The following is an 11873-nucleotide window of genomic DNA, read 5'->3' on the forward strand; positions in this document are numbered from 1 at the left end:
ATTGCCCACAGCCCGTCCGGCTTGGACAAGCGAGAGGAGAAGCGCATGTTTATTGTCGATTGCGACTGCCACAACTACTGGTGCAGCGCCACGGTCCTGGAACCGTATATGGAAGGCCTTTTCAAGGACATGTTCGTCCGCGGCGAGCGCACCGGCCCGCGCGGCGCCTTCCCGCATGGCCACCGCCCCTGGTTCCATCCCGAAGGCTTTGCCCGTCATGACGTCAATCCGGTTGAGGAAGACGACAACTACCTGATCATGAAGGAAAAGCACCTCGATAAATACAATATCGACGTGGCGATCCTGACCGGCGACGAGCCGATCGAAGCCTCTACGCTGGCCAACCCCCACTACGCCAACGCGCTGTGCAAGGCCTACAACGACTACATGATCGACTATTGGCTGCCCAAGGACGACCGGTTCTGGGGCTCGATCGTGGTGGCACCGCAGGACCCGCATCTGGCCGCTGCCGAAATCCGCCGCGTGGGCAGCCATCCGCGCATTGTGCAGGTGCTGGTCAGCCACGGCGCCGCGCGCCCCTACGGCGACCCGTTCTACCACCCGATCTACGAGGCCTGCGCCGAGATGGGCCTGCCGTTTGCCATGCACCTGGGCGGCCAGGGCGGCATCAACTCGACCCCGATCGGGGCCGGCCCCTCGACCTTCTTCTGGGAAACCCACGCCATCCTGCCGCAGACCGCGATGACCCATATGGCGAGCCTGATCGCCAATGGCGTGTTCGAGAAATGGCCGTCCCTGAAAGTGGTTGTGATCGAATGCGGCGTTGCCTGGGTGCCGTCGGTGCTGTGGCGGCTGGACGCAAACTACAAGGCACTGCGCAAGGAAACGCCGTGGCTCAAGCGGCTGCCGTCGGAATACTTCAAGGACCACTTCCGCTTCTCGACCCAGCCGCTGGAGCAGCCGGAGAACATCCAGCACCTGTGGGCGACGCTGGAAGCGATGGACGGCGAGAACACCCTGATGTTCGCCTCGGACTACCCGCATTGGGACTATGACGACGTGAACAAGCTGCACGTGCCGCCGGCATGGCGCGAGAAGATCTTCGGCCTCAACGCGCTGGACGTCTACACCCGCCTGCCGCGCCCGGCAGCGCAGGCCGCTGAATAAGGAGACCCTGACATGACCACCAAGCATTTTGCCTGCAAGGCAGACGAGGTTCCGCAGGACGCGGCCAAGATCGTCACCGTTTCCAACATGCCGATCGGCGTGTTCCGGCTGGAGGACGGCTTCCATGCGCTGCTGAACATCTGCCCGCACAAGGGTGCGGCGCTGTGCGAAGGGCCGGTCTGCGGCACCACCAAGGAAACCGATTCAACCGAGTTCGTCTATGACCGCGCGGGCGAGATCGTCCGCTGCGCCTGGCACGGCTGGGAGTTCGACATCCGCTCGGGCGAGTTCCTGGTGGATCCCTCGGTGAAAACCCGCCGTTTCGACGTCTCCGTCGAAGGCAGCGACCTCTACGTCCACATCTGACCATCAGGAGCGCCAGCATGATGCAATTTCCGTGCCAGCCCGAAGCCTCCCACTATATCGGCGGGGCCTACCTGGAAGACGCCGCTGGCGCTCCGTTCGACTGCATTAACCCGGCAACGGGTGAAGTGATCGCCCGTTTGAATGGCGCCTCCCCGTCCATAATCGAACGGGCTGTGGCCTGCGCACGCGATGCGCAGGCCATTTGGGCCGCGACGCCGCCCGCCGAGCGCGGCCGCGTGCTGCGCCGGGCCGCGGATATCATCCGGGCCCGGAACGAAGAACTGTCGGTTCTGGAAACCCTGAATACCGGCAAGCCGATTTCCGAAACCCGGGTGGCTGATGCCGCAAGCGGCGCCGACTGCCTGGAGTATTTCGGCTGCCAGGCTGCAACGCTGACTGCCGACCACATCCCGCTGGGCGGCGACTGGGCCTATACGCTGCGCGAACCGCTGGGCGTCTGCCTCGGCATCGGCGCCTGGAACTATCCGATCCAGATTGCCTGCTGGAAGGCCGCCCCGGCGCTGGCCTGCGGCAACGCGATGATCTTCAAGCCCTCCGAACTCACGCCGCTGACCGCGCTGAAACTGGCGGAAATCCTGACTGAGGCCGGCGCCCCGTCGGGCCTGTTCAATGTGGTGCAAGGGCTGCGCGACACCGGCGCCGCGCTGACCACCCACCCCGGTATCGACAAGGTGTCGCTCACCGGCTCGGTGCCCACCGGCCGGGCGGTGGCCGCGGCCGCCGCAGGGCAGATGAAGCACATCACCATGGAGCTTGGCGGTAAGTCCCCGCTGCTGGTCTTTGATGACGCCGACATCGACAGCGCTGTGTCGGGCGCCATTCTCGGCAATTTCTATTCCACCGGCCAGATCTGCTCCAACGCCACCCGCGTGTTCGTGCAGAAGGGGATCAAGGAGGCTTTCCTGGCCCGTCTGGCAGAGCGCACCGCCAGGATCAGAATCGGCGACCCGATGGACCCGGAAACCCAGGTCGGTCCGCTGGTGAGCGCCGGGCAAGCCGAAAGGGTGAAGGGGTATATCTCCGCGGCGGAACAGGAAGGCGCCACCCGCGTGACGCCGCCGCTGCCGTTGCCCGAAGGCCCGGCCTGGATCAGCCCGGTGGTTTTTGCCGACGTGATAGACGGCATGGCCATCGCCCGCGAAGAAATTTTCGGCCCGGTGATGTCGGTGCTGGATTTCGACAGTGAAGACGAGGCTGTGGCCCGCGCCAACAGCACCGAGTTCGGCCTTGCTGCCGGGGTTTTCACCCGTGATCTCGCCCGCGGCCACCGTGTTGTGTCGCGCCTCAAGGCGGGCACCTGCTGGATCAATGCCTATAACCTGACCCCAATCGAAATGCCCTTCGGGGGTGTCGGCCAATCCGGCATCGGGCGGGAAAACGCCCGTGCGGCGATCGAGCACTTCAGTCAGCTGAAGTCCGTTTACGTTGCCATGTCTCCCTTCGAAAACGACTACTGAGCAGAGACTGCAATGCTGGCACAGCTGAACCGCGCCGCCTTCGGGCGGCCCTCTCCCTTATTGTCGAATACCCGCTCCCTCTACCCCGGCGTCGCGCTGGCGGCGGTGATCGGGCTGGCGGCGCTGTTCCTGTCGGAGCATTACAGCGCGCCGGTCATGCTGCTGGCACTGGTGATCGGCATGGTCTTCAACCCGCTGGCCGAGGAAGCGGCTGTGGCACCGGGCATCACCTTCTCTTCCAAACCGCTGCTGCGCGCCGGGGTGGCCCTGCTGGGGGTGCGGGTCAGCCTGAGCGATATCGCCTCTCTCGGAGTGGCGGGCTTTGGCGCCATTGCCGGGCTTATGGGCGGTACCATTCTGCTGGGCCTCCTGCTGTCGCGCCGGGATTGGCAATCCGGCGTGCTGACAGGCGGCGCGGTGGCAATCTGCGGCGCATCCGCGGCGCTGGCGATTTCGGCCTGCCTTCCTAAGAGCAAGGCATTGGAGCAGGAGACGCTGTTCACGGTGGTCGCGGTCACCGCCCTGTCGACGCTGGCAATGATCGTTTATCCGATAGCGCTGGTGCAGCTTGGATTCAGCGAGGCGCAAACAGCCTTTGTCCTGGGGGCTTCCATCCATGACGTCGCGCAGGTCGTCGGAGCCGGGCTGACGGTTTCGGAAGAAACTGCGGAATTGGCCACTTTGGTAAAAATGGTCCGGGTCAGCCTGCTGCCGCTTGTGCTCTGCGTTCTGATCCTGACCATCTCGGCAGCGGGCAAACGGGACAGGACGCAAAAGATCCCGGTGCCCGGGTTCCTGATTGTCTTCTTTGCCCTTGCCATTCTGGCTAACACCGGGGTGCTAAACGAGGAAATGGCAGATTTTGCCGCGGGCGCGTCCAAATGGCTGCTGGTCATTGCGATTTCGGCTCTCGGCGCCAAGACTTCGCTGCGCAGCCTTGCCAGCGCAGGCGGCGCAAAGGTGATCCGGATCGGCGGGTTGACACTGGCGCTGTTGGCAGCTTCTGCCCTATGCGCCTGTTTTCTGCCCGGTCTTTTCTGATCCTTTTGCGGCTCGCTATTGCAGCTTCGATGGTTTGCCCGTGCTATGCTCGACGCGGTAGTCTTCCTATAAGGCCTTCTTCGGGCAGAGGCATTGCAAACTCCGTCGATGATCCGAATGTCACTTTCTGGCAGGCCACTAACATACGGGAGTTGGCTAGGGTCAGGGTGCAAAACCAATAAATGACGACTGCAGCGAGGGCGATGGCGGATAGGAAGACCTTGGGGCAGCGATCATGGCGTGTCGCCAGACGCCGCCAGTCCTTGAGCCTGCCGAACATGATCACGAGGCGGTTGCGCCGTTTCTATCGGCGCTTGTCGTTTTTGACCAGGGTCTTGCGTTGCTTTCTGTCGGGGATGCAGGCGCGTATCCCTTTGTCTTTCAATGCGTTCCTGAACCAGTCGGCGTCGTACCCGCGATCCCCGAACAACCAGTCGACATTGGGCAAACTGCTCAGCAATGCCCGGGCACCAAAGTAGTCGCTGACCTGCGCGGCGGTGACAAACAGATTGAGGGGCGTCCCTGGCTGTTGCAGATGGCATGGAGTTTGGTGCTCAGCCGGCCTTGGTCCGGCCGAACAGGCGTCCACGCCCCCCCTCTTTCACGCCCATGCTGGTCACCGTTCGGTGGGCTTTCAGGTACGTCGCATCGATCATCACGGTCTTCTCCTCTCCGTGTTCGGCAGCCAGCCCAGCCATCATCCGCGCGAAGATGCCTTTCTCGCCCCACCGCTTCCACCGGCTGTACAGCGTCTTGTGCGGTCCGCAGGCTTCCGAAGCATCTCTCCAGCGCAGCCCATTGCGATTGATGAACATAATTCCACTCAGCACCCGTCGTCATCGACCCGTGGTTTACCGTGCGACTTCGGGAGGAAAGGGGCAAGCTTGGCCGTCTGCTCGCTGGTCAGCCAATAGAGGTCGCTCATGTCACCGCTCCGTGTTCCGAGCCGTGAATCACGCAGCGCGCTGAAAATCAAAGCACCCTGAACCTAATAGGACGGCGCGGCTGCGGAACGACGCGAAACGCAATCTGGGTTAGCTTCCGGCCTTTGATGCCGCGGCAAGGCACTTGAATTTCACCAAGGCGGCCCTGGAGCTGAGCCTGTGCCAAGGGGCGGTATCGCTGCAGATCCAAAAGCTGGAAAAGGGCCTGATTGCGAACCTGTTCGAACGGCGCGAGCGGCATGTGGTGCTGATGGATGAAGGGGATGCGTACCATCCGCATATTCAGGAGGCGCTGGAAGCGCTTTCCCTTACAACGTCCAGGATGTTCTCCCGGTAAACCCGCAACAACGTTTCCATTGCGTGCTATTCTCCGGCCTTTGTTGAATTCTGCCTGACCCGGCTGATACCTGACCTGATGAGGGACATCCCGGATCTGGAGCTGACTATCGACTACCAGGCCAATCACACACGCTTTGACAAGGATGATCCGGTCATCGGATACGGGTCCAGAGAAGCCGCGAGCTTCGTGCCCTTGTTGCAGGAAACGGTGATGGAAGTTTGCACCCAGGTAAATATGGAACAGCATGGCGGCCAATAAGTGTATTGTGTGCTGATTGAATGTGCCGGGCCGCGCGTGGCCTGGCCCCAGTGGTGTGCGGCAATGGGAATAGGCGACACACTCGACGGGCGCATTGTCGAGGTCAATTCCCTGGCCACCTTGATAAGGCTGGCCCTGGCCGGGGCCGGTGTTTCTCTTGCCGCGGCACCTTTCATCTAGGATGACTTGCGGGCAGGGACGCTGGTAGAGGCGTTCCCCGGGAAATACCTGTCGGGCAAGTTGCATGGTTTTGCTGCGCAGCAGCTGGAGAATGCCCGGACCATAGCCAAGCGAGTGACCCGCTGGCTGCTGGAGCAGTTAGGGCGCAGTATTCCCGGCTACCTCTGACTGACCCACTGGCTGACCGGAAGGCGCTGTTTTCCGGTCAGTGCAGCTGGAAAAACCCGCCAGTGGGAAAAAAAATTAAGGAATGCATTGGCTGTGCTGGGTAACCTCTACACTTGCGTGTCCCCATGAGACAAATTGAGAATTTCATTCTTTGCCTTCTTGGCTGCGCAGCATGCGGTATTCAGTTTCTTGCCCCGCGTTGTCTGTAGAAATAGAGAGGAATATCCGCGGCTTGCAGGTCGCATCAAGACTGCTGAGACCCGGCTTGATCAAGTAGTGCTTGACCTTAGCCCACCCGCAGGGTGCCGCCCTTCTTCGGCTCCGCGGTTTCGACGCGGTTGTGCAGGCCCAGCCCTAGGGCCAGCCCGCCCGCAGCGGGCCTGCCAAAGACCGCGCCGGGCCGGCGCCGCCAGGGCGGCCGAGGCCTTCGGGATCAAGTTCTGCCTCCTTGGGAAAAGCCGTCTTGCAGCGCCTTACACTGCAAGTGTGACAGACTTTGAACGGGTGTAGGCGTCGAGCCCCTCCAGCCCCTTTTCGCGGCCGAACCCTGACTTGCGGTTGCCGCCGAAGGGCAGCTCGATACCGCCGGCCCAATAGTCGTTGACAGTAACCTGCCCGGCATCCACCCGCTGCGCCATGCGCAGGGCGGTGGATATGTCGCGGGTGTAGATCCCAGCCGCCAGGGCGAAATCGGTGCCGTTGGCAAGCGCCAGCGCTTCCTCTTCCGTGTCAAAAGTCTGCACGGCGAGAACGGGGCCGAAGATTTCCTGCGTCACGGCCTCATCACTGGCGGCGAGATCGTCGAGGATGGTCGGCTCATAGAACCAGCCGTTGCCGGTTTCCGGGTCCGCTGCCGCCTTGCCGCCGGTCACGATCTCAACCCCGCGCGCGCGGGCGCGCTCCACGTGGCCCGCGATCTGCGCCAGGTGCCGCTCGGAGTTCACCGCGCCCATGTCCGGATTGCGCAGGCCATGTCCGAAACGCAGGGCTTGCGCCTTCCTGACCAGCCGCTCCAGCACTTCGGCGTGCAGATCGCGGTGAATCACCAGCCGCGAACCGGCCGAGCAGATCTGCCCGGAGTTGGAGAAGATCGCCCAGAGCGCGCCCTCCGCCACCGCCTCCGCATCGGCATCGGCGAAAGCGATCAGCGGCGACTTACCGCCAAGCTCCAGCGTGAGCCCAGTCACATTCGGCGCCACCGCCTGCATCACGCCCACACCGGTTGCAACCGAGCCGGTGAAGGTCACATGCCGCACCCGGCTGTCGGCGACCAGCGGTGCGCCCGCCTCAAGGCCGGTGCCGGTCACCACGTTCACCACGCCTGCAGGCACGCCGGCGCGGATCAGCAGCTCGGCAATCATCAGCGCGGTGAAGGGCGTTGTCTCCGCCGGTTTCACCACTGCCGAGCAGCCTGCCGCGAGCGCCGGCGCAATACCGCGCGCAAGCGTCGAGGTCGGGTAGTTCCACGGCACGATATGGGCGGTCACTCCCACCGGCTCGCGCAGGGTGAAGGCGGCATTGCCGTTACCAAGGTTGACACTGCGCCCGTCGAGCTTGTCGGCGGCGCCGGCGTAATACTCGAACAGCCGCGCCGAGCCCGTGACGTCGCCTTGCGCCTCCGCCAGAGTCTTGCCGCTGTCGAGGCTTTCCACCACAGCAAGACGGTCCGCCTCGGCCCGCATCAGCCGGGCCGCTTCCATCAGGATTGCGCAGCGCCGGGCGGGCGGCGTGCTGCGCCAGATCTCGAAGCCCTCGGCGGCGCTGGCCACGGCGCGGTCCACGTCCGGAGCGGAGCCCGCGGCAAATTCGGCGAAGGCTTGGCCGGTGCCCGCATCGAAACTCTCCATCCGGGCGCCGCCTTCGGGGGCCACGAAATGCCCGCCGATGAAGTGATCGCGCGGCAAGTCCGGCAGGGTGCCGGTTTCGAAATAGGTGGAAATCAGACGGTCGGAGGTCATCAGGCGTCCTCACTGCATTTGTAGGTGGATTTGGCAAGCCACTCTGGGTTGATCTCGACGCCCCAACCGGGGGCTTCGGTCACAACCGCCTGGCCGCCGGAAATGGTGTAGGGATCGTTCAGGAACAATTCGCGCTGCCACGGGTAGTAGTCGTCGCCCTCGATCGAGAACTCCAGGTAACGGCCCGGATTTGGGACCGCGCGTAACAGATGCATGGTGAACAGTGTCACCAGCGACAGGTTGGCAGCGTGCGGGGTGCACGGCAGCCCGGCGGCATGGCCCATGCGGGCTACTTCCATGCTGCGCACCATGCCGCCCAGGTACAGGATGTCTGGCTGGATGATGTCCACTGCGCGCATCGCGACGATCCGCTTCCACTGCTGCAGGTCCCAGTCCTGCTCGCCGCCCGCCACGTTGATGGACAGCTCGCGGGTGACCTCGGCGGTCTGCTCCAGCTCCCAATAGGGGCAAGGCTCCTCGAAATGCTCGTAGCCGTTGGCCTCCAGCATCCGTCCGACGTCGATCGCGCGGGCGGGACCAAAGCCAGAGTTGCCATCAACCAGCAGCGCCGCATCCGGGCCCATGGCCTTGCGGATAGCGGGGATGATCGCCTCGGTGCGCCCTTCCCATTCGTCCCGGTCCTGGCCGCATTCGGCTCCCACCCGCACCTTGAAGGCGTCAAAGCCGAAATCGTCGCGCAATTTCTGCATTCGCGCGGCCTCGTCCGCGGGTGTGATGTCGCGCCGCATCGAGGAAGCATAGGCCCGCAGCGGACCGGCCGAGCCGCCCAGCAGTTCGGCCACCGGTTTACCCGCGGCCTTGCCGCGCCAGTCCCAGACCGCGGTGTCCAGCCCCGCCATGGCCCGGCGCAGATAGGTGCCGGGGAATTTGTGCTCGCGCAGCGGGATCTCCGCGACCACATCCTCCAGCGAATCCATGCCGCGCCCCAGCGCCCAGGGCGCCACCTGCCGGTGCAGGATCTCGCAGGTCAGGTCGCTGCTGTAGGTGGATACCTGCCCCCAGCCGGCCGTGCCATCCTCGGCGGTGACTCGCACAAAGCCGATCAGCGGCGTGCAGAAGGTTTCAATCCGGCGGATTCGCGGCCCGGTATCGTCCTTGCCGCGGTCCTTGGAAACCGGCACCGCGCCGGACTTGGAATAAGGCGTGCTCATGCATCCTCCAGAATTAGATCGGCGGCGCGGTGCGCCAGCATCATGGTGGGGGCGTTGGTGTTGCCCGAGGTGATGTTGGGAAAGACCGAGGCATCGGCGACGCGGATGCCCTCGACCCCGTGCACCTTCAGCCGCGGTGACACCACGGAGACCGCAGAGTCCGAGCCCATCCGGCAAGTGCCGGAAGGATGGAAGACGGTGCCGCAGCGCTCGCGGAAATCGGCGAGGATCTGGTCATCGTCCATGCAGCGCAGGTCCGGGTCCATGGCGGATTCCACCAGCCCCTTGAGCGCCTTGGTGGAGATCAGCCGCTGGCACAGCCGTCCGCCCGCTATCACCTGCGCCGTGTCCTCTTCGGTCGCGAGCGAATTGGGCCGGATGCGCGGCGGTGCCACCGGGTCGGCCGCACTGATGTCGATGCGGCCGCGGCTGGTGGGGCGGGATGGCTGGAAGCCGATGATGAAGCCGGGGAAAGGGTCGGGCTGGACCACCGTGCGCTTGCCGTTCGGCGTGGTCGTGTAGGTGACCGGGTTGAAATAAAGCTGCTGATCCGGCCGCCCCAGTTCCGGCGCCGAGCGGAAGTAGCCGCCGCACTGATTCACCGACAGCGCCAGCGGCCCGCGCCGGGTGAGGCCGTATTGCAAGGCCGCCCGCACTTTGCCCAGGAACGGCCGCAGCGCGTTGTTGAGTGTCGGCTCGGTGGCGCGGAAGTAATAGTTGATGCCGAGGTGGTCCTGCAGGTTGCCGCCCACATGCGGCGCATCCAGAAGCGGGGTGATGCCATGGGATTGCAACAGCTCCGCCGGGCCGATTCCCGACAGTTGCAGCAGCCGCGGAGAGGTCACCGCCCCGGCCGAAAGAATGATCTCGCGCCCGGCCCGAAGCGTCAGCACCCTGCCGCGTTGGCTCAGCTGCACCGCAGCGGCCCGGCGGCCCTCAAACACAATCCGCTCAACCAGCGCGCCGGTCATCAGGGTCACGTTCCTCCGCTTAAGTGCCGGTGCGAGGTAAGCCCGCGCCGAATGCATCCGCCGCCCGCCGCTGGTGTTGATCCGGTAGACCGCCGCGCCTTCATTGGCGCTGCCGTTGATATCCTTGGTAAGCGGCAGTCCCAATTCACCTGCGGCCGCGAAGAAATGCCGGTTGACCGGATGGATCTGATCGGAGACGTCCTGCACGTGCAGCGGCCCGCTGCCCTGGCGGCCGCCGCGGGCAGTGACCCGGGTCTCCATCGCCTCGTAGGTCAGGCGCACCGCGTCCCAGCCCCAGCCGGTGGCGCCGGATGCTTCCCAGTCATCGAAGTCATGCGGCAGCCCGCGGGCATAGACCAGGGCGTTGATCGCGCCCGATCCGCCCACGACCTTTCCGCGCGGCCAGTAGCCGCTGCGCCCGGCCAGCGCCTCTTCCGGCTCGGTCTGGTACTTCCAGTTCACTGCCGGGTCGAAGAAGGTCTTGCCATACCCAAGCGGCAGGCTGATCCACGGCGACCGGCCGCGCCCGCCCGCCTCCAGGACCAGCACCTTGTGGCGCCCGGAAGCGCTGAGCCGCTCCGCCAGCACGCAGCCTGCGGATCCCGCGCCGATGATGATGTAATCGTAGTCCGCCACTTTTCCTGATCGCCTGCCCTAAGTGCTCTTGCATGACCGTTACAAAGCCGCCCCAAAAATCCAAAACGAAAAATCTTTTGCCATACTATTAAAAAAATTCGCAGACCAGCTATGCTGGCGAAATGTATAAGGAACTTCCCCCTTTGAGCTGGCTGCGGGCCTTTGACGCCAGTGCGAGGCTTGGCAATTTCACCTTGGCTGCCGAAGAGCTCGGCCTGACGCCTTCTGCCGTCAGTTATCAGGTCCGGGGCCTCGAAGCCCAGCTCGGCCACAAACTGTTCCGCCGGGAGCGCAAGTCGCTGATCCTGACCCGGCTGGGGCAGGCCTACCGGCCGGTGGTCGCCAAGGCTTTTGCCGACCTCGACGCCACGACTTCGAGCCTTTTCGGTAAGGGAGCGGAAGCGGAGATAACCCTGCGCTGCGTCAGTTCATTGAACTTGCTTTGGCTGGTCCCGCGACTGGAGCGTTTCAAAGCAGACAGTCCGGACAGCCGCCTTCGGGTTTTGTCGGCCTCGTGGGCAGAATTGGCCGAGGGAGAGGAGATCGACGTAGACATCCGGTATGGCGACGGAAATTGGTCGGACGGCAAAGTGCTGCCCCTGATGAGCAACGAAGTAATCGCCGTCTGCGCCCCTGCCCTTCGCGCCAGCGGCAGTCCCCGGTCGCTGGCCCAAGGCCCGATGATTGAACTTGCCGGGGTTGTCGATACTTGGCGGCACTTCTTTGCCTTGCATGAGCCGGAATGTCCGATTCAGGAGCCCGCATACAAAGTGGATCAGTCGCTGATCGCGCTGGAACTGGCCAGCCGCGGCTTAGGCATTGCTCTGGTCGCAGAGGTTTTTGCGCAGCCCTATTTGGAAAGCGGCAAACTGGTACGGGCGAGCGAGTTGACGTTGCCGTCCCGCCAAGGGCATTTTCTTGTGCTGCCTTCGGACCGCAACCGCTTCCGGCCTGAAGTAACCGTACTGGTGGATTGGCTGCGGAAAGAAGCAAACAAGTAACCTGAGGCAGCCCCGCCCCCGGCTAACGTCTGTTTTATACCCTGTCCAGCCGGGACAGTGGCCGCTTCCTTACCCCCGCTACCGGGAGCGGGTGTCGCAACAGATCAAGGGCCTTGGCTCCGCCGAGAGCATGGAAGAAGCCAAGGAGGCGCTGCGCGCGCTGGTGGAGCGGATCGTGCTGACGCCTGGGGCGGAGGGCCCTGGTCTGGATCTGACGCTGGAGGGGGATCTG

9 protein-coding genes and 2 pseudogenes are annotated in these 11873 nt (G+C 63.9%); 7 read left to right on the forward strand and 4 right to left on the reverse strand.

Annotated elements, in window-relative coordinates:
- The first annotated feature begins 45 nt into the window (after positions 1 to 45).
- The 4 genes from AC58NV_RS13790 to AC58NV_RS13805 are packed head-to-tail and all read left to right on the forward strand — an operon-like array spanning position 46 to position 4013.
- Positions 46 to 1128 carry an amidohydrolase family protein gene (locus AC58NV_RS13790; RefSeq protein ID WP_366660764.1) on the forward strand — a complete coding sequence of 361 codons (1083 nt, stop codon included), beginning with the start codon at positions 46 to 48 and terminating at the stop codon, positions 1126 to 1128.
- 12 nt (positions 1129 to 1140) lie between these two features.
- Positions 1141 to 1494 carry a Rieske (2Fe-2S) protein gene (locus AC58NV_RS13795; protein ID WP_174149463.1) on the forward strand — a complete coding sequence of 118 codons (354 nt, stop codon included), beginning with the start codon at positions 1141 to 1143 and terminating at the stop codon, positions 1492 to 1494.
- Between the two features lie 20 nt (positions 1495 to 1514).
- Positions 1515 to 2972: a betaine-aldehyde dehydrogenase gene (betB, locus tag AC58NV_RS13800; RefSeq protein WP_497227658.1), complete on the forward strand. Its 1458-nt coding sequence runs from the start codon at positions 1515 to 1517 to the stop codon at positions 2970 to 2972.
- A 12-nt stretch (positions 2973 to 2984) separates the two neighbouring features.
- A complete protein-coding gene (locus AC58NV_RS13805) occupies positions 2985 to 4013 on the forward strand; it encodes a YeiH family protein (RefSeq protein WP_497227641.1) in 1029 nt (342 codons plus the stop codon).
- 175 nt (positions 4014 to 4188) lie between these two features.
- Here AC58NV_RS13805 and AC58NV_RS13810 read toward each other — a convergent pair.
- Positions 4189 to 4938 (reverse strand): annotated as a pseudogene (locus AC58NV_RS13810) (IS5 family transposase); the annotation flags it as partial.
- A 131-nt stretch (positions 4939 to 5069) separates the two neighbouring features.
- On the opposite strand from AC58NV_RS13810, the pseudogene AC58NV_RS13815 reads away from it, so the two are divergent.
- Together AC58NV_RS13815 and AC58NV_RS13820 are read left to right on the forward strand one after the other, a co-directional pair.
- Positions 5070 to 5294, forward strand: a pseudogene (locus tag AC58NV_RS13815) (LysR family transcriptional regulator); the annotation flags it as partial.
- 78 nt (positions 5295 to 5372) lie between these two features.
- On the forward strand, positions 5373 to 5555 hold the full coding sequence (locus AC58NV_RS13820) for a hypothetical protein (RefSeq protein WP_497227642.1): 183 nt from the start codon (positions 5373 to 5375) through the stop codon (positions 5553 to 5555).
- Positions 5556 to 6376: 821 nt separating this feature from the next.
- Here the strand turns inward: AC58NV_RS13820 and AC58NV_RS13825 are convergent.
- Genes AC58NV_RS13825 through AC58NV_RS13835 form a run of 3 tightly spaced genes read right to left on the reverse strand, consistent with a single transcriptional unit; the run spans position 6377 to position 10640 of the window.
- Positions 6377 to 7861 carry an aldehyde dehydrogenase family protein gene (locus AC58NV_RS13825; RefSeq protein ID WP_497227643.1) on the reverse strand — a complete coding sequence of 495 codons (1485 nt, stop codon included), beginning with the start codon at positions 7859 to 7861 and terminating at the stop codon, positions 6377 to 6379.
- Positions 7861 to 9033 carry a mandelate racemase/muconate lactonizing enzyme family protein gene (locus tag AC58NV_RS13830; RefSeq protein ID WP_497227644.1) on the reverse strand — a complete coding sequence of 391 codons (1173 nt, stop codon included), beginning with the start codon at positions 9031 to 9033 and terminating at the stop codon, positions 7861 to 7863. Before AC58NV_RS13830 ends, AC58NV_RS13825 begins: the two co-directional genes overlap by 1 nt.
- On the reverse strand, positions 9030 to 10640 hold the full coding sequence (locus AC58NV_RS13835) for a GMC family oxidoreductase (RefSeq protein WP_497227645.1): 1611 nt from the start codon (positions 10638 to 10640) through the stop codon (positions 9030 to 9032). The genes AC58NV_RS13830 and AC58NV_RS13835 overlap by 4 nt, the downstream gene beginning before the upstream one ends.
- A gap of 122 nt (positions 10641 to 10762) precedes the next feature.
- Here AC58NV_RS13835 and AC58NV_RS13840 point away from each other — a divergent pair, with 122 nt between their 5' ends.
- A complete protein-coding gene (locus AC58NV_RS13840) occupies positions 10763 to 11641 on the forward strand; it encodes a LysR substrate-binding domain-containing protein (RefSeq protein ID WP_497227646.1) in 879 nt (292 codons plus the stop codon).
- Positions 11642 to 11873 lie beyond the last annotated feature (232 nt).

This window comes from Leisingera sp. ANG49 (assembly GCF_059694505.1).